Genomic DNA, 17289 nt, shown 5'->3' on the forward strand with positions numbered 1-17289 from the left:
CTCGAATATTTTACTCAGTTCTGGCGGTCAGATCATTAATCCATAGGGGAGATATATAATGCAATTAGCGCTATTTTCGGCGAAATAGCGCTGGTATCCACCCTGAAAGCGGTTTATGTAGCAGACAGTCAGTTGATGTCATGGTATTGTTAGCGCAAAGTAACAAGGTTTTCATCTGCAAAAGGACAGTACTATGATCATGGCTAAGCTGAAGACAGCGAAGGGACGGAAGTTTCTGTTGTGCCTGCTTGGGGTGTTTATTATCGCAGCGTCGGTCGTGACGCGAGCGACGATCGGTGGTGTGATTGAACAGTATGACATTCCGCTATCCGACTGGACCGCTTCAATGTACGCCATTCAATCGGCAATGATTTGTGTCTACAGCATGGTGTTTACGATTCTGTTGGCTATCCCGCTGGGAATCTATTTCCTCGGCGGCGAGGAGCAACACTAAGCGTTTGTTATGCCGGATGAGATCGCCATCCGGCATTGAGTTGTGTGGTTAATCGTCTTCTTCGTCATCCAGTTCAACTGGCGTCTGATATTCATCCGGCTTGATGACCAGCAGGTCGCAGCGTAGGTGATCGATAACCTGTTCAGCGGTGTTACCAAGAAACGCGGCAGAAATACCGGTACGACCGACGGTACCCAGTACTACAATACCCGCCTGCAAGTGCTCGGCTAAATCAGGAATGACCTCTTCAGGCAATCCTTTTTCAACGTGCGTCACTTTCTCATCGATACTGAATTTCTGGCGCAACGCCTTCATGGCCAGCAGATGCTGTCCACGGATCGCGTCGTTATAAACGCTGGGGTCAAACTCAGGTAGTTCAATTGCGATATTGATTGGCGTAACAGGGTAGGCGCCAACCAGATGCACTTCAGTATGGTTAACCTGTTCTGCTAGTTGCAGCGTCTCTTTGACCAGTTTTTCATTGAGCGCGTTGTGATAAGGCTCTTCACTGGCGAGGTTCACCGCAACCAGCGCTTTACCCTCTTCAGGCCATGGCTGGTCTTTAACCATCCATACCGGGCTTGGACATTTGCGCAATAAATGCCAGTCGGTAGGCGTGAAAATTACGGCTTCGAGGCGGTCGTGTTGGTGTGCCATTTTGAGGACCAGGTCATGCTGAGCGCTAATGACTTCCTGGATGATGGCTTCAAAGGGACGGTTGTGCCATACCACTTTAATTTCAAGAGGGATCCCTGCTTCGATGTAGTATTTTGCTTGTTCACGGATCCATGCTGTTCGCTGGCTGATGACCCCCTGACGCATTGCCGTACGCTCATCGGGCGACAGCAGGGTAGTCATCTCGTAGGAAAAGTCATAGATTGGCAAAAAGGCTTTAATTTTGCCACCAATCCGTTGATGCAAATAAACAGCTCGCCGTAATGCTGGTTGATCGTCCTGGTTTGGATCGATGACGACCAGCATATTTTTATACATAGCCATACAGGGTCTCCTTACAACTGTCATCGCAGTTTGTAATTAAAAGAGTAACCCAATAATGTGGATTGAAACAGGGGAGAACCTCCTGCCAGATCAATAAATCGGGAAAATTTAGCGATTTGACAGAAGGATAACAGAAATGCTTGCGGAAAGATTACGCTACGTTACGCGTGTGGCCAGCAAGAACTGCCAGCGCGTCGCTATTCTCAATAGTTATGTATTTGCCTTTCACTGCCAGCATACCGCTTTTCTGGAAACGACCCAACAGGCGGCTGATGGTTTCAACCGTCAGACCCAAGTAGTTACCGATGTCGCCGCGGGTCATGGTCAGGCGGAACTCACGAGGCGAGAACCCGCGCTGGGCAAAGCGGCGAGACAAGTTGTAGATAAAGGCCGCCAGGCGCTCTTCTGCATTTTTCTTCGACAACAGCAGGATCATATCCTGGTCGCCTTTGATTTCGCCACTCATCAGACGCATCATCTGCTGACGCAGATTCGGCATTTTTCCGGACAGGTCATCAAGGGTTTCGAAAGGAATTTCGCAAACCATTGAGGTTTCCAGCGCCTGGGCAAAGCTCGGGTGATGTCCGCTGCCAATCGCGTCAAAACCGACCAGATCACCCGCCAGATGGAAGCCGGTAATTTGCTCATCGCCTTGTTCGGTAATGGTATAGCTTTTAATCGTTCCGGAGCGGATAGCGTAGAGTGATTTAAGTTCATCACCTGCTTTAAAGAGCGTTTGCCCCTTTTGGATAGGCTTTTTGCGCTCGATGATGTTATCGAGCTGGTCAAGCTCATGCTCGTTAAGTGTGAACGGGATGCAAAGCTGGCTGATGCTGCAATCCTGGCAATGGATAGCACAACCGCCAGACTGAATGCGCCGTATAATTCGCTTTTCCGGGATCATAGGTCTGCTCAAGCCGTAATTGATATTTGTCAATTTTAACATCTTTTTGGTGAGCACGTAAGCCTGAGCTACTCCCAATAGAGAATAATTCAGGTATAACCGGAATGAATGTTTGTATCTCCTTGATTAACCGCATTTAATTTGTGGTCACATTATGCGAAAGTGTGACGAATAAGGCATTAATTGCCTGGAATCTAGAGTAGCAAATAGCCTTCGTGACGCAATAACCACTCTTTTCGCTGTACGCCGCCCGCATATCCAGTCATGGTGCCGTTACGCCCAATGACGCGATGGCAGGGGACCACAATGCTTACCGGGTTGGCGCCATTGGCCGCACCGACGGCTCTTGCAGCACCGGCGCGCCCTAACTGTTCGGCCAGTTGACCATAGTGCATGACCTGCCCACACGGGATAGTGCGTAATGCTTGCCAGACTTCGCGCTGGAAAGGCGTGCCAGCCGTTGCCGTTTCCAGCGTGTCAATAATGCTGAGATTCCCGGCAAAATACTCCGACAGTTTATCGCTTAATCCGCCAGGGTTTTTGGCTGTAATACGCTGATAACCTTCTGTGCGGTAATGAATATCCAGCAATTGTTCCATGCGATCGCGGTGCTGATCCCATTCCACCGCGCGCAGGCGAAATTGCTCATCACAAATAACCCACAGCGGGCCCAGCGGCGTGTCGATGGTATCTTCCAGTAAGTTCAGCATCCGTTTCTCTCATTACAGCGTTCAGGCGAGGTTACACATTATCACGGCAGCAACAGTTGCAGCTATACCCCTAAAAACGGATATCTGTATGTCGTGAGTAGATCTTTTCAGCGGAGCGAGCCGGGTGAATTATTGGAAATAATCGTAAACCGTTGTCGGTATAATAGTGCGCGGTTATGATAATGCTCGTCGTAATTCGCTGGAGGAAGAAACATGAACCTTGATGATGCTTCGCTGTTTCTGGATGCTATGGGGGATGTCCAACCGCTGAAGGGCTGCGCCGATGTACACTGGCAGCCAACGCGTAATATCCGCACTCCGGCGCGTATCGATACGCTTCAACTGGATAACTTTCTCACGACGGGGTTTCTCGATATTATCCCGTTGAACGAGCCGCTTGAGTTTCGTCGCGAAGGTTTACAGCACGGCGTGACTGACAAACTGCGAACCGGAAAATATCCGCAGCAGGCGAGCCTTAATCTCATCCGCCAGCCCGTAGAAACATGCCGCCAGATGCTATTCAGTTTTATTCTACAGGCACAGCAAGATGGATTACGTAACGTGTTGGTGATACACGGTAAGGGGCGTGACGATAACGCTCATGCCAATATTGTTCGCAGCTATGTGGCGCGCTGGCTGACAGAATTTGATGACGTCCAGGCCTACTGCGCCGCTTTGCCGCATCACGGCGGCAGCGGGGCATGCTATGTTGCATTACGTAAAACCGCGCAGGCAAAACAGGAAAACTGGGAGCGTCACGCTAAGCGCAGCCGCTGATCAACGTATTCATCAGGCGGCCAATACTCTGTTCCTGCCTTCGTGCTTGGCTTTGTACAACGCGTCGTCCACGCGTTTGAATAATTCATCAATACTTTCGTTCGTTTCGTGCCGCGCAACGCCAATGCTGACGGTAAAGCGGGGAAGACCAGGGAGAGTAACCTTGGCTACCGTTGCGCGGATCACTTCTGCAAGATTGAGGGCGACATCCAGCGAGGTTCGCGGCAGCAGCAGCACAAATTCTTCACCACCCCAGCGAAAAATAAGATCGTCTTTTCGTGCACAGGATTCCAGTGTGCGGGCCAGAGCGCAAAGCACTTCATCGCCTTTTAAATGACCGAAGAGATCGTTAATGCTTTTAAAACGATCGGTGTCGATCAATAACAGGCTGTAGTCCTGCGTCAATGATACCGCATGCGTCTGCTCCGGCTCGGTTACCTGATAAAAATGTCGGCGATTAAGTAATCCCGTTAAAGGGTCACGCAGAGCGGCATGCTCAAGCTCCTGTTCCAGCCGTTTTTGTTCGGTAATGTCATGAATAATGCACAACATGAGTTTATTACCGTAAATTTCAATCGGTCCGGCGTAGGTTTGCACATGACGTGAGGTGCCGTCTGCCAGTTTATGGACAAAGTGCAAAGGCTTATGGCCGCCGGGCAGATGGGCGATTTCATGCATCACCGGCAATATATGGCGGCCCAGCATGTTGATCTCCCAGGTATGTTTCTGGCACATCACATCAAGGTTGTAACCATAAAAATTCAGGGCACTGAGGTTTGCATCAACGATCAGGCCATCGCGGGACGGATCAATCAGTAACATTGGCGCGGAGTTGGTCTGGAAAAAACGCGCATAAAAGCCCTGTTTTTTTCGTTGATAAGTTGCTGAACGGCTGGCTTTCAGACCTTGCGCAGTAGGCGTTTCAATGCCTTCGAAAAGGATAACATCCCCCACGCCCGGCAGAGATTTAATGGACAGGCGGCTAGCCAACGCGATTTCCTCACCATCGCGGTAAACCGTGAGGATCTCAACAACGTGATGATGATTGCTCAAGTCACTGAGATACATGGTTAAATCATTTTGAGAATGCGTTGAGAATATGCCCTTGCGCAGTGGGGAAAAACAGAGATCCTGCATTAGCTCACGTGCAACGATATTAGCGAACACCAGTTCTTCGGTTTGTGGCGAAACAATCCACACCGGAAAGGTTAACAAATCCAGTGAATGCAGCTCGGTTGTGCTCATCGATAATCCCGTTATCTTTATCTGCTGTGTTGCCCGTTTAATGGCGAATATTTTAGATATTACAGTCTCACAAAGTTATTGATTGTCGGTGAGACAAGGGTTGTACGACTGGCTTTTGTTTGATGCTGTTTTCTGATTGGATCAATTCATGAATCTTATGCGCTGGCAGCGGTTTTGCAAACAGGAAACCTTGCAGCATGCTACATCCCATCTGGGTAAGAAGTAATTCCTGCTCCTGGGTTTCTATTCCTTCAGCCACCACGCGCATATTCATGGAGTGAGCTATGTCAATAATGGTAGACACAATTTTTGTATTTTTACTGTTCTCGCTAATATCTTTGACAAATATCCTGTCGATTTTTAATTCCCGTGCCGGAAGTGACTTCAACATCAATATATTTGAATAACCAGTGCCGAAATCATCAATAGAAACGGTGATCCCCAAAGCAGAGAAAGCATTCAGGATTTCAATACTGCGTTTTAAATTTTTAAGTGCAGTGCTCTCCGTGAGCTCCAGCGTGAGATAGGCAGGTGAAAGTTGGTATTGCGCCAGGGCGTTGCAAACAACATCAATAATATCATGCTGTTCAAACTGGGCGGGGGAGAGGTTAACGGCGAGCGTCCATTCTTTATTCCCTTGTAATGTCCACTGATGCAACTGCAAACATGCCTGTTGGATAACCCATTTGCCGACGGGAATAATCAGGCCCGTTTCTTCCAGCGCAGGCAGAAATTCAGCCGGTAGCAGCATGCCGCGCTCCGGATGATGCCAGCGTAATAACGCTTCAAAACCAGTCAGGGAATGATCTCCGGCGGTATATTTAGGCTGATACCATAGCTCAAACTGGTTGCGTTCAAGCGCTTGTGAAAGTTCCTGTAGAAATGTCGGCGGCGTATCAGCGATAGCTTCCATCTGGGGACTATAAATAGCCCAGCCGTTTCTGCCCGCTTGTTTGACATGATACATCGCCATATCGGCCTTCACTTTTAGCTCATGCAGAGTCGAGCCATGTTCGGGATAAATACTGCTTCCCGCACTTAACGAAACCCGAATGGTATGACCGAATAAAGTAAAGGGGTCACCGATCGCATCTGAAATTCGCGCAAGCAAGGCGGAGATAGCCTGCTGGTTGCAGTCTGGAACCAGCAAGATAAATTCATCTCCCCCCAGTCTTGCCAGCGTCATTGAATCATCAAGGCAACTGTAGATACGCTGTGTACTGGCAATCAGCAGTTGATCGCCGATGTGATGCCCCCAGGTATCGTTAACGACTTTAAAACGATCGAGGTCGATAAATACCAACGCGAAATGCTGTTGATGCAATTTGGAATGCCGCAGGCAGGCCTGTAAGCGGGTATCTATTTGCGTTCGATTAGCAAGTCCAGTCAGCGCGTCGAAGTGGACCTGATGTTCAAGCTGGCAGTTCAACTGATGCAGGTTGTCAGCCAGTCGGGAAGTGCGCAGTTGTGAATCCACCATCGAGACGACCAGCATGATACCCAAAATAATCAGCGTGTCGGCGCAGACCCAGACAGAGAGTTCCAGCGTACTGAGCCCATCGTGCGCAGTGTGTCCAAAATGGGTGAACGTTGCCGCTCCCATACCGGTGTAATGCATAGAAGCAATTGCCAGCGCCATAATAAGGGCTGCAATAAGTCGGTTAATCAGCACGCGACGGGTGTTTTGGCGTAAATGGAAGGCGAGCCATAAACCTACGCCGGATGCAACGACGGCAATAATTACAGAGAGCAAAATCAGCGAGCGATCCCATGAGATGGCCACATGTTCGATAATGGCATACATGCCAACGTAGTGCATCGTGACAACGCCGGCACTCAATATGCTGGTGGCAATGACCAGTCGTTTTGTTGATAGCGTATTACCGGAAATAGCGATATTGATGGCGAGGGTTGCAGAAATGAGCGCAATAAAGAACGAAAACGCGGTGAGTGATAGGTGATAATTGATCGGCATAGTCATTTTCATGGCCAGCATACCGATAAAATGCATCGACCAGATCCCCATACCCAGCGTAGCGCCGCCAGATAGCCGCCAGAAGGTAGATTCACGTTTGCTGGAGATTGCTACCTTACCCGCACTGTCGAGGGCAATAAAGGAGGCAATAAACGCGACAACAAAGGAAATCCCAATCAATACAGGGTCCCACGACACGTGCAACATCTTACTACCTATCGAAAAAAAGCCGTGATGATAAATCTAGCAGGTTTTGTCCAGTTAACCTGATAAAACCAGGAATGTTCTTGTGTTTTTACAATGAGTATTAGAGCGAAGAGCAAGATATTGAAAATGACAAGCCATTACTTATATAAACATTCATAAAAATTATGTTTCTGTGTGTTTTATGCTCGTCACGTGCTCGCCATCACAATAATCTGATGGTGGGGAACATTACAGCCATTGGTGGGATAAAGTGCTGACCTATTATGAATGGCTAGTGTAATTTATTGACTTAAGTAAAAGGGCTGCTGGCTCTCATTGAAAGTTCAGCTTTCGTCACAGAGCAATGGAAATCTGTATTGCAGATGCTATAAAAATAACATCCACGTTATTTCTTGGTGCACAGGGTTAAAATGTTAAATGATATTAGCGTCAGAACCTTTATTGTTTTATTTCTGCTCATTACAGCGGTTGCGCTCAATGTTGTTGAAATGATTTTTTCGGCTACCCCAGAAATTATTATTGGCACTAATGCGGTAAGCATTATTTCTATATTATGTTTGTGGTGGTACATGACGAAATATCTGGTCATGCCGATTAATACGGTTAAAAGAAGCATTGAAGAAGTAACATCCGGGAATCTGGCAATCAGTATTCCCGAATTTGGTAATAACTGTGCGGGTAGACTAATTCCTGGCATCAATAGCTTATCAAGTAATATTTCAGCACTCGTTAATGAGATCAGAACATCCTCGCAAACGGCGATGACGCTTTCTGAACAGCTGGCGGAACGCAGCGCCGAGCTTTCAGTGAAAACAGAACAGCAATCCGGAGCATTAATGCAGACGGCTGCCAACATGGATGAAATAGCGGTTAATACGCGGAATAATGCTGATAACACGCAAATAGCCAGCGCCCAGGCAACAATTGCCACGCAATGCGCCCGTCAGGGTGGCGAATTAATGGTGCAGGTTGCGACAAATATGCGTTCAATCACCGAATGCGCACAGCAAATGACAGAAATTATTACGCTGATAGATGGTATTGCATTCCAGACCAATATTCTGGCATTGAATGCTGCTGTGGAAGCTGCAAGGGCCGGTGAACATGGCAAAGGGTTTTCTGTGGTGGCCGGTGAGGTAAGAATGCTTGCACACCGCAGTGCAGATGCAGCTAAGAATATTAAGCAACTGATTGCCCAAACCCATCAAAATGTTCAGCAAGGCGCTGCTATTGTGCGTGAAGCTGAAAAAAACATGCATGATATTGTCGGGGGGGCCGGGCAATTAAACCAACTGATGGGCGAGATATTAACCACTACGCAGGAGCAGGAGAAAGGGATTATCAGAATTACCCATGCTCTGGCCGAACTGGAGAACGTCACCCAAAGTAATGCCATTATGGTTGATGAGCTTTCTGACTCCTCAGGTATCCTGAAAAACCAGGTGATTGACCTTCAATCGCGAACGCATAAATTTCGTTTAAGTCATACGCTTGAATCAGAGAGACGCCAGCGGGCCTGAGAGGGGCATCTCGTAACCAGCGCCGCATTCGTCGGCGCTTTTCTTATTATCAGATACTTTTTATGAATCATTTCAGCACAATGGGACAATGAGATATTGCTTAACATATTCTGACAGCTAGACTAACGAAAAAAGCTGAATGTTTGTGGAGGCGCTGTGGAAGCCATTAAGGGAACGGATGTTAATGTGCCGGATGCCGTGTTTGCCTGGCTGTTGGATGGCCGTGGTGGGGTGAAGCCACTGGAAGATAACGATGTTATCGACAGTCAACATCCCTGCTGGCTGCATCTTAATTATACCCATCCTGAAAGTGCGCAATGGCTGGCGACAACGCCTTTACTTCCCAATAACGTGCGTGATGCGCTGGCGGGTGAAAGCACGCGCCCACGCGTAAGCCGGGTAGGGGAAGGTACGTTGATTACGCTGCGCTGTATTAACGGCAGCACCGACGAGCGACCTGACCAACTGGTTGCGATGCGCTTATATATGGATGAACGTCTGATTGTCTCAACGCGTCAGCGTAAAGTCTTGGCGCTGGATGATGTGGTCAGCGATCTCCAGGAAGGCACGGGAGCGGCTGATTGTGGTAGTTGGCTGGTGGATGTTTGCGATGCACTAACCGATCATGCCAGTGAGTTTATCGAACAACTGCACGATAAGATTATCGATCTGGAAGATAACCTGCTTGATCAGCAGATTCCGCCGCGTGGTTTCCTGGCATTGCTGCGTAAGCAGTTAATTGTGATGCGCCGCTATATGGCGCCTCAACGCGATGTCTATTCCCGGCTGGCGAGCGAACGTTTTTCCTGGATGACCGACGACCATCGGCGGCGGATGCAGGATATCGCTGACAGGCTAGGGAGAGGGCTGGATGAAATAGATGCCTGTATTGCCAGGACCGGTATTATGGCGGATGAAATTGCGCAGGTTATGCAGGAGTCTCTGGCTCGCCGAACGTATACAATGTCATTGATGGCAATGGTTTTTCTTCCCAGCACATTTTTAACCGGGCTGTTTGGCGTTAACCTCGGCGGTATCCCTGGCGGTGGCTGGCAGTTTGGCTTCTCACTTTTTTGTATTCTGTTAGTGGTCCTGATTGGTGGTGTTACTTTATGGTTGCATCGTAGTAAATGGTTGTAACAACAACGTTTTTTAGTGACTTTTGCGCATGAAAACGTCCTGGTTTTTGAGCGAAGTCAATAAACCATCTACCTATTCGGGGCAATATCTCTCTCGCAGGTGAATGCAACGTCAAGCGATGGGCGTTGCGCTCCATATTGTCTTACTTCCTTTTTTGAATTACTGCATAGCACAATTGATTCGTACGACGCCGACTTAGATTAGTCGGCTTTTTTTTGCCTGCAGGAAATCAGCGTCTACCCTAAAAGAGCCAACCTGAATAACTGGAGGGGTATATGAACTGTCTGATTGCAACGCCGCACACTGATTCGCTACCGACCGACCCGGTTCCCATTCCCGATCCCATACCTCGTCCGCAGCCAATGCCGGATCCCCCACCGGATGAAGAGCCGATTAAATTGTCGCATCGCGGGCGCAGATCTGCGAGGATACGCGCCTGCTGATTGTGAGTTTTTACCGCGAGATTAAATTGTGACCGCTTTTTCAACCCTGAATGTTTTACCTGCTGCCCAACTCGAGAATCTTAACGAGCTGGGTTATCTTGAAATGACGCCTGTTCAGGCTGCTGCGTTACCGGCAATTCTGGCGGGGAAAGATGTTCGCGTGCAGGCTAAAACCGGCAGTGGCAAAACGGCGGCTTTTGGTCTTGGATTATTACAGCATGTTGATGTCGCGCTGTTTCAGACACAGTCCCTGGTGCTGTGCCCAACGCGCGAGCTTGCTGACCAGGTGGCGGGTGAGCTGCGTCGCTTAGCGCGCTTTCTGCCTAACACCAAGATCTTAACGTTGTGCGGTGGGCAGCCCTTTGGCGCACAACGTGACTCCCTGCAGCATGCGCCACATATTATTGTCGCCACGCCGGGGCGTTTACTCGACCATCTGCAAAAAGGCACTGTTTCTCTGGAGGCCCTGAATACGCTGGTGATGGATGAAGCCGATCGCATGCTGGATATGGGCTTTAGCGATGCGATTGATGATGTCATTCGCTTTGCGCCGGCTTCGCGTCAGACCTTACTGTTTTCTGCGACCTGGCCGGAAGCCATTGCCGCCATTAGTGGCCGGGTGCAACAAAATCCATTAACGATCGAAATTGATACCGTTGACGCGCTGCCGGCGATTGAGCAGCAGTTTTTCGAAACTTCCAGCCACGGCAAAATTGCGCTGCTGCAAAAATTGCTCAGTCAGCATCAACCTGCATCATGCGTAGTTTTTTGTAATACCAAAAAAGATTGTCAGGCCGTGTGTGACGCGCTGAATGCGGCGGGGCAAAGCGCTCTCTCACTGCATGGCGATCTTGAGCAGCGCGATCGCGATCAAACGCTGGTCCGTTTTGCCAACGGCAGCGCGCGCGTTCTGGTTGCTACCGATGTGGCCGCGCGTGGTCTGGATATTAAATCACTTGAGCTGGTGGTTAACTTCGAACTGGCGTGGGATCCGGAAGTCCACGTCCATCGTATCGGGCGTACCGCACGTGCCGGCAACAGTGGTCTGGCGATAAGCTTCTGTGCACCGGAAGAAGCGCAGCGGGCCAATATTCTTTCTGAAATGCTGCAACTGAAGCTGAACTGGCTGCCAGCCCCAGCTAACGGCCCAATCCTGCCGCTGGAAGCTGAGATGGCGACGTTATGCATTGATGGCGGTAAAAAGGCTAAAATGCGTCCCGGCGATGTTCTCGGCGCGCTGACCGGTGATATTGGTCTGGAAGGCGCCGATATCGGCAAAATTGCCGTTCATCCGGCGCATGTCTATGTCGCTGTTCGCCAGACTGTAGCGCATAAGGCATGGAAGCAATTGCAAAACGGTAAGATAAAAGGCAAGACTTGCCGGGTTCGGTTATTGAAATAACCACTCGCCGGAGCGCCTGATGGCGCTCCGCTTATCCGGTACTATCGACTTACTTCACTTCCACGACGTTCAGGCGCAGCTCATCCAGTTGAGCATCATCTTCTTCTGGCTGCCAGCCCGCAGGCTGCAGCGGGATCTCTTCACGATCGAACGCTAAATCACCGCCGTCCACAACCTCTGAACCGTGCCTGATACCTTTAAAATCGAACAGATTGATATCGCTAAGATGTGAAGGTACAACGTTCTGCATTGCGCTGAACATGGTTTCAATACGCCCTGGATAGCGTTTGTCCCAGTCGCGCAGCATATCGGCAATGACCTGGCGCTGCAGGTTAGGCTGTGAGCCGCACAGATTACATGGAATAATCGGGAAACCTTTCGCTTCGGAGAAACGCTCGATATCTTTCTCACGGCAGTAAGCCAGCGGACGGATAACGATATGTTTACCGTCATCGCTCATCAGCTTCGGTGGCATACCTTTCATCTTCCCGCCGTAGAACATGTTTAAGAACAGCGTTTGCAGGATATCGTCGCGATGGTGACCGAGCGCAATCTTGGTGGCACCTAACTCAGTTGCCGTGCGGTACAGAATGCCGCGACGCAGGCGAGAGCAGAGCGAGCAGGTCGTTTTACCTTCAGGGATTTTATCTTTGACGATCCCGTAGGTGTTTTCTTCGACAATCTTATACTCCACGCCCAGTTGTTCCAGATACTCCGGCAGAATGTGCTCCGGGAAGCCAGGTTGTTTCTGATCGAGGTTAACCGCAACTAAGGAAAAACTGATCGGGGCGCTTTGCTGCAAATTACGCAGGATCTCCAGCATGGTATAGCTGTCTTTCCCCCCGGAAAGGCACACCATAATGCGATCGCCGTCTTCGATCATATTGAAGTCGGCAATCGCTTCGCCCACGTTACGGCGCAGACGTTTTTGTAATTTGTTCAGGTTGTATTGTTCTTTCTTTGTAACTTGTTGATTTTCTTGCATTATTTACTGTCTCTGACTCCAAGAGGGGCATATAAGGGGCAAAATTTTTTACAGGGCAAGTTTGGCGTTGAGCATTTTCACCTGTTCGCCGTTCAGTTCTTCAATCCATGCACTGTAAATTTCGTATACCATCTGCGCGTTTTCATGCCCCATCTGATTAGCTATAAATGATGGGTTCGCTCCAGCCGATAACAGCCAGCAAGCAAAAGTATGACGCGTATGGTACGGATTACGGCGACGAATACCAGTACGTTTTACAGCAGCGTTCCATCTGGCACCTATGTTACTCATAGAGTAGTAAGTTTTTTGCTCTCCTTTTCGCATCCAGTGCAGGCTCCAGTAGTTTTATCGTTCTAATCTCGGCATCTGTCTTTGGTGAACCGAAATTTCCGATGATCAGGATGCGCACTCAAAACTAGCGACTGTATACGCTTATAGTATTGGTGCATATATCATAATATTCCGAACGAGGAATTTAGACCCAAACTTATGGGAAGTATAATCCCTATGACGTGGTATTTCATGACGGAAAGAATCTGAACAGATAAACGGATTCTTGTCGGAAGTATCCTTCAATGGATAACTATGGTTGAAACTCAGCGCGCAGGCAATATTTACGCCCCAAACGAACCTATAATACCTAAAAACGGGGGGCAGCCTACAATCAAGAGAATTGTGTATTATTGCTTAGTAAGTGATCAGGTTACAATTTTTTAGAATTTTGAAATAAGTGTTGAATGAGCTTAATGTTGATAAGTTAACTTTTATTGTGGCCTCCAAAAAACGTAGTGCTGGGTGTGCTGATAAATCTATGTACAGGGTGAAAATAAAAACTATTCTTTCTTCGCTATTATCTTTATGATATCGAAGGATGAAAATGGTCGTATCTCACGTATGGAGATTATATGAAATATATTGCTGTAGTCATCTCGACGTTACTTTTTAGTTTTAACAGTTCTGCTGCTAATGAACTCATTATCGATAATTCACCATTAACAGTTTTTTTGAGTGATGGAAACCAAGCGAAATTAGCATCCTGTTCAGATTTTGTCGCTTTGCATAATTCTGGTGAGAGTGTCAAGGAGTTACCCGACCTATCTGACCCAGATTATAGATATGCTAAAGATGCATTGTTCGGTTGTTGGCTTTCTGCAACAGTGATAAAAAATGGACTATTGAAGAGTGATAGCAAAAAACCTGATTTGGTTTCCGTATTGAAACATTTCCCAGCAAAAGCCGCCTATACGATTAGTGACGAACTCGCGCAGAAGGTACAAACAGAATATGCGGACAAAAGCATTCAGGATTACACTCCTGATTTAAAAGTTACTGGAGGTAGGGCGTTGTCAACCACGCAGTCTACCGGCTACTTTATCGATAACTATTATTCTTTTGTTGCTAAGGACAACAAGAAGTTGAACATCCTTGTGTTAGTTGAATATGCCTTGGGGGGGACTGCCGGTAACAAATCTTTCTGGCGTATAGATGATACGAGTGGCGACATCTGGAAGATTACGAAGCTGGATGAAAACAGCCCACTATAATGAATGAAGTCGCTCAATGAACACCTTTTTCTTAGTGACCGCTTGCAGATTGTTGAAACTCCAGCCCAAGAGGCAGGGCTTCCCGGAGTGGTACATCACCGACAAGGACTATCGGGGTAAGAAGTACGCGGAGGACAAGCAGGTTGCGCTATGTGGTAACGTTGTTCCCCCGCCGTTTGCGGAAGCGCTGGTGAGAGTAAATTTTCCGGAATTGTGTCAGACTCGCGTTGCAGCCTGAGCTTTATTATTTAGCTAAGGTAGCCGAGAAGATTCATGGTGTATTTTACGAGGTAATTTAATGCTGCTCTTTAAGAGACTACTCCTCTTAACATTTTTTATATCATTTACTTCTTACGCAGAGGGAGACTACCTACCTGGCATGTCCCCACTGCCAACCAGGCAACAGGCTATAGACTTGGCAGTATTGATGATAGCGTCATCCAGCCCAAAAGTAAGCGAGGAAACGGATTTGGAATTTATGTCCAACATCGAGAAAACTGCTGGTGATGTTTGGGACGCATGTACTGTTGCAGCGAAGAATGACTCATTCTCCTATGAACATTCGAGGGTAACTATGGCCGCTAAAAAAACAGGTAACCTATTTGTGGTAGAGCAGCTAGGGAATGTTTGTTCAACCGCATTCATGAAGGCAATTGCTGATAAACATACTTCAGAGTAATATTAAATTTTAAACGATGCCGAGTCGGATGTCGATCATCTAAAGGGAGGGTTGCTGACAGTTGATTCGATGTCTGGCACTGCCAAAAGCTGAATCGCCACAGGTTTAACAGACACCTCGGAATCATTTAAGATGACTTAAAGAGAGGTGCCCATGAGCGGTAAACGTTATCCCGAAGAGTTTAAAATTGAAGCAGTCAAACAGGTTATTGATCGCGGTCATTCTGTTTCCAGCGTTGCAACACGTCTCGATATCACCACCCACAGCCTTTACGCCTGGATAAAGAAGTACGGTCCGGACTCATCCACTAATAAAGAACAGTCAGATGCTCAGGCCGAGATCCGCCGACTCCAGAAGGAGCTGAAGCGGGTTACTGACGAACGGGACATATTAAAAAAAGCCGCGGCGTACTTCGCAAAGCTGTCCGACTGAGGTACGCCTTTATCCGTGACAACTCCTGTTGTTGGCCTGTTCGTCTGCTCTGCCGGGTGCTGCATGTTCATCCGAGTGGGTTTTACGCCTGGCTTCAGCAGCCGCATTCACCACGGCATCAGGCGGATCTCAGGCTGACAGGACAAATCAAACAGTTCTGGCTGGAGTCCGGTTGCGTTTATGGTTATCGCAAGATCCATCTGGACTTGCGGGATAGCGGGCAACAGTGCGGAGTGAACAGAGTCTGGCGACTGATGAATCGTGCCGGGATAAAGGCTCAGGTCGGGTATCGAAGCCCACGAGCGCATAAAAGTGAAGCCAGTATCGTGGTACCCAACAGACTCCAGCGACAGTTCAACCCGGAAGCTCCGGATGAACGTTGGGTAACGGACATAACTTACATCCGAACCCACGAAGGCTGGCTGTATCTGGCCGTAGTTGTTGACTTGTTCTCGCGCAAAGTTATCGGCTGGTCAATGCAACCCCGGATGACAAAAGATATTGTTCTGAATGCGCTTTTGATGGCCGTGTGGCGACGTAATCCCCAAAAACAGGTGCTGGTTCATTCTGACCAAGGTAGTCAGTACACAAGCCATGAGTGGCAGTCGTTCCTGAAATCACACGGTCTGGAGGGCAGTATGAGCCGTCGTGGTAACTGTCACGACAACGCAGTTGCAGAAAGCTTTTTCCAGCTACTGAAGCGTGAACGGATAAAGAAAAAGAGCTACGGAACACGGGAAGAAGCACGCAGCGATATTTTTGATTACATCGAAATGTTTTATAACAGTAAGCGTCGGCATGGTTCGAGTGATCAGATGCCACCGACGGAATATGAAAAACAATATTATCAACGGCTCGGAAGTGTCTAGATTATCCGTGGCGATTCAAGCATCCGATCCGCGTTATCAGGAAATGGTCACGCGGAACGACAAAAAATAGCGACGTTGCTCAATAGTGTGTAGTCAAAAAACAGATATTAATAGTAGGCGCTGTGAATTTTGCTTAGGTGGTAGTAGTAATAATCCCTTTAATACCTACTACTTTTAGTTATGGATGTGCCTTATCTATTTGAATTTAATGGCTATAGTGGGTATGGGGGATTTTAATATCAACAATCACAAATCAGATTTGATTCGTTCTACAACGAGATAACATGATGGCATTCGACAAAATTAAAGCCGATACTCACCGCGAATTTGGTTATTTCTCATGGAGAAAACTCTTTGTTGGCACATTAACCCGCAGAACCTTCCGCATCATCGTATTCATGCGGTTATGCCAATTTTGCGCCGTTTCTAGAACACCATTCCGCCTAATGTTATACCCATTTAAAGTATTACATCGATGGTCTGCTCATATGGGGTCAATGGACTTTCCATCAAGAACACGGGTTGGTGCAGGGCTGGCGATTACTCATGGGTGGGGGATAGTAATATCACCGGAAGCCAAAATTGGAGAGAACGTTACTTTGTTTCATGGTGTAACTATCGGCCAACGCGATAAAGTTTTAGAAAATGGAAGCCGCGTAACAGGCTACCCAGTTATTGAAGATGATGTCTGGATTGGTCCAAATGCTGTCATTGTAGGTGGGGTTATTATAGGTCGCGGGAGTAAAATTGCTGCGGGAGCATTTGTGACAGGCAATATCCCTCCCTATTCAGTTGTCGTTGGTAACCCAGGCATTATTGTTAAAACAGGGTGTGTTCCTGATGTTATGAATAAAGCTCCTCTGTTGCATAAAAGAGATAGCGAGAGTTAACTCGGCACTAGCGCCGTTCGTTGAGGCATTAGTGAGTGCCAATCAACCCGGATTATGCCGTCGAAACCAGTCGTGCCCTGAACAGTTAAACATGCCGCTTAATGCGGCATGTTT

The 17289-nt window shown here is 48.0% G+C and carries 16 protein-coding genes and 2 pseudogenes; 11 read left to right on the forward strand and 7 right to left on the reverse strand.

Annotation, left to right across the window (positions count from 1 at the left end; translation table 11 throughout):
* Window positions 1-193: 193 nt before the first annotated feature.
* Window positions 194-454, forward strand: coding sequence for a DUF2534 family protein (locus HVZ39_RS12460; RefSeq protein ID WP_003020403.1), 261 nt, complete (start codon window positions 194-196; stop codon window positions 452-454).
* Between the two features lie 48 nt (window positions 455-502).
* On the opposite strand, the gene uspE is transcribed toward HVZ39_RS12460, so the two are convergent.
* The 3 genes from uspE to ogt form a co-directional block, all read right to left on the reverse strand.
* Window positions 503-1453: a universal stress protein UspE gene (gene uspE, locus HVZ39_RS12465; RefSeq protein ID WP_016153204.1), complete on the reverse strand. Its 951-nt coding sequence runs from the start codon at window positions 1451-1453 to the stop codon at window positions 503-505.
* A gap of 151 nt (window positions 1454-1604) precedes the next feature.
* Window positions 1605-2357: a fumarate/nitrate reduction transcriptional regulator Fnr gene (gene fnr / locus HVZ39_RS12470; protein WP_003020397.1), complete on the reverse strand. Its 753-nt coding sequence runs from the start codon at window positions 2355-2357 to the stop codon at window positions 1605-1607.
* Between the two features lie 194 nt (window positions 2358-2551).
* Window positions 2552-3067 carry a methylated-DNA--[protein]-cysteine S-methyltransferase gene (ogt, locus tag HVZ39_RS12475; RefSeq protein WP_016153203.1) on the reverse strand — a complete coding sequence of 172 codons (516 nt, stop codon included), beginning with the start codon at window positions 3065-3067 and terminating at the stop codon, window positions 2552-2554.
* A 213-nt stretch (window positions 3068-3280) separates the two neighbouring features.
* On the opposite strand from ogt, the gene smrA reads away from it, so the two are divergent.
* Entirely contained in the window at window positions 3281-3844 is a 564-nt protein-coding gene (smrA, locus tag HVZ39_RS12480) for a DNA endonuclease SmrA (protein ID WP_016153202.1), read from the forward strand.
* A 12-nt stretch (window positions 3845-3856) separates the two neighbouring features.
* Here smrA and HVZ39_RS12485 read toward each other — a convergent pair whose 3' ends face one another.
* The gene (locus HVZ39_RS12485) at window positions 3857-5089 is read right to left on the reverse strand and encodes a sensor domain-containing diguanylate cyclase (RefSeq protein ID WP_016156622.1); all 1233 of its coding nucleotides are present in this window, start codon (window positions 5087-5089) and stop codon (window positions 3857-3859) included.
* 67 nt (window positions 5090-5156) lie between these two features.
* Entirely contained in the window at window positions 5157-7271 is a 2115-nt protein-coding gene (locus tag HVZ39_RS12490) for an EAL domain-containing protein (RefSeq protein WP_181633666.1), read from the reverse strand.
* A gap of 410 nt (window positions 7272-7681) precedes the next feature.
* Between HVZ39_RS12490 and HVZ39_RS12495 the strand changes: the two genes are divergently transcribed.
* The 4 genes from HVZ39_RS12495 (at window position 7682) to dbpA (ending at window position 11776) form a co-directional block, all read left to right on the forward strand.
* A complete protein-coding gene (locus HVZ39_RS12495) occupies window positions 7682-8791 on the forward strand; it encodes a methyl-accepting chemotaxis protein (RefSeq protein ID WP_181633667.1) in 1110 nt (369 codons plus the stop codon).
* A gap of 156 nt (window positions 8792-8947) precedes the next feature.
* A complete protein-coding gene (gene zntB / locus HVZ39_RS12500) occupies window positions 8948-9931 on the forward strand; it encodes a zinc transporter ZntB (protein ID WP_016153198.1) in 984 nt (327 codons plus the stop codon).
* A 275-nt stretch (window positions 9932-10206) separates the two neighbouring features.
* Window positions 10207-10374, forward strand: coding sequence for a hypothetical protein (locus HVZ39_RS12505; RefSeq protein WP_016153197.1), 168 nt, complete (start codon window positions 10207-10209; stop codon window positions 10372-10374).
* Window positions 10375-10402: 28 nt separating this feature from the next.
* Window positions 10403-11776 (forward strand): ATP-dependent RNA helicase DbpA, encoded by a 1374-nt coding sequence (gene dbpA, locus HVZ39_RS12510; RefSeq protein ID WP_016153196.1) that lies wholly within the window; start codon window positions 10403-10405, stop codon window positions 11774-11776.
* Between the two features lie 49 nt (window positions 11777-11825).
* Here the strand turns inward: dbpA and ttcA are convergent, their stop codons facing one another.
* Window positions 11826-12761: a tRNA 2-thiocytidine(32) synthetase TtcA gene (gene ttcA, locus HVZ39_RS12515; RefSeq protein ID WP_016153195.1), complete on the reverse strand. Its 936-nt coding sequence runs from the start codon at window positions 12759-12761 to the stop codon at window positions 11826-11828.
* A gap of 48 nt (window positions 12762-12809) precedes the next feature.
* Window positions 12810-13154, reverse strand: a pseudogene (locus HVZ39_RS12520) (tyrosine-type recombinase/integrase); the annotation flags it as partial.
* Between the two features lie 512 nt (window positions 13155-13666).
* Here HVZ39_RS12520 and HVZ39_RS12525 point away from each other — a divergent pair.
* The 5 genes and pseudogenes from HVZ39_RS12525 (at window position 13667) to HVZ39_RS12540 (ending at window position 17175) form a co-directional block, all read left to right on the forward strand.
* Window positions 13667-14305, forward strand: a complete 639-nt coding sequence (locus HVZ39_RS12525; protein WP_181633668.1) for a hypothetical protein — start codon at window positions 13667-13669, stop codon at window positions 14303-14305.
* Window positions 14306-14372: 67 nt separating this feature from the next.
* Window positions 14373-14543, forward strand: a pseudogene (locus tag HVZ39_RS26630) (cytosine-specific modification methylase); the annotation flags it as partial.
* A 60-nt stretch (window positions 14544-14603) separates the two neighbouring features.
* On the forward strand, window positions 14604-14984 hold the full coding sequence (locus HVZ39_RS12530; protein WP_131345887.1) for a hypothetical protein: 381 nt from the start codon (window positions 14604-14606) through the stop codon (window positions 14982-14984).
* Between the two features lie 153 nt (window positions 14985-15137).
* Window positions 15138-16285, forward strand: a protein-coding gene (locus tag HVZ39_RS12535) for an IS3 family transposase (protein WP_181633669.1) whose coding sequence is annotated in 2 segments (ribosomal slippage) — window positions 15138-15375 and window positions 15375-16285 — 1149 coding nt in all. Because the reading frame shifts where the segments join, the coding sequence is not laid out codon by codon here.
* Between the two features lie 284 nt (window positions 16286-16569).
* On the forward strand, window positions 16570-17175 hold the full coding sequence (locus HVZ39_RS12540; RefSeq protein ID WP_181633670.1) for a serine acetyltransferase: 606 nt from the start codon (window positions 16570-16572) through the stop codon (window positions 17173-17175).
* The last annotated feature ends 114 nt before the right edge of the window (window positions 17176-17289 follow it).

Origin of the sequence: Citrobacter sp. RHB35-C21 (assembly GCF_013816515.1) — a bacterium.
GTDB classification, from domain to species: domain Bacteria; phylum Pseudomonadota; class Gammaproteobacteria; order Enterobacterales; family Enterobacteriaceae; genus Citrobacter; species Citrobacter braakii.

Excerpts from the sequence above, each read along its gene's own strand:
- HVZ39_RS12460 (WP_003020403.1), top strand. The coding sequence starts at position 194 with ATGATCATGGCTAAGCTGAAGACAGCGAAGGGACGGAAGTTTCTGTTG.
- ogt (WP_016153203.1), bottom strand. The coding sequence starts at position 3,067 with ATGCTGAACTTACTGGAAGATACCATCGACACGCCGCTGGGCCCGCTG.
- smrA (WP_016153202.1), top strand. The coding sequence starts at position 3,281 with ATGAACCTTGATGATGCTTCGCTGTTTCTGGATGCTATGGGGGATGTC.
- HVZ39_RS12525 (WP_181633668.1), top strand. The coding sequence starts at position 13,667 with ATGAAATATATTGCTGTAGTCATCTCGACGTTACTTTTTAGTTTTAAC.
- HVZ39_RS12490 (WP_181633666.1), bottom strand. The coding sequence starts at position 7,271 with ATGTTGCACGTGTCGTGGGACCCTGTATTGATTGGGATTTCCTTTGTT.
- uspE (WP_016153204.1), bottom strand. The coding sequence starts at position 1,453 with ATGGCTATGTATAAAAATATGCTGGTCGTCATCGATCCAAACCAGGAC.
- fnr (WP_003020397.1), bottom strand. The coding sequence starts at position 2,357 with ATGATCCCGGAAAAGCGAATTATACGGCGCATTCAGTCTGGCGGTTGT.
- HVZ39_RS12505 (WP_016153197.1), top strand. The coding sequence starts at position 10,207 with ATGAACTGTCTGATTGCAACGCCGCACACTGATTCGCTACCGACCGAC.
- HVZ39_RS12540 (WP_181633670.1), top strand. The coding sequence starts at position 16,570 with ATGATGGCATTCGACAAAATTAAAGCCGATACTCACCGCGAATTTGGT.
- HVZ39_RS12530 (WP_131345887.1), top strand. The coding sequence starts at position 14,604 with ATGCTGCTCTTTAAGAGACTACTCCTCTTAACATTTTTTATATCATTT.
- HVZ39_RS12495 (WP_181633667.1), top strand. The coding sequence starts at position 7,682 with ATGTTAAATGATATTAGCGTCAGAACCTTTATTGTTTTATTTCTGCTC.
- HVZ39_RS12485 (WP_016156622.1), bottom strand. The coding sequence starts at position 5,089 with ATGAGCACAACCGAGCTGCATTCACTGGATTTGTTAACCTTTCCGGTG.
- ttcA (WP_016153195.1), bottom strand. The coding sequence starts at position 12,761 with ATGCAAGAAAATCAACAAGTTACAAAGAAAGAACAATACAACCTGAAC.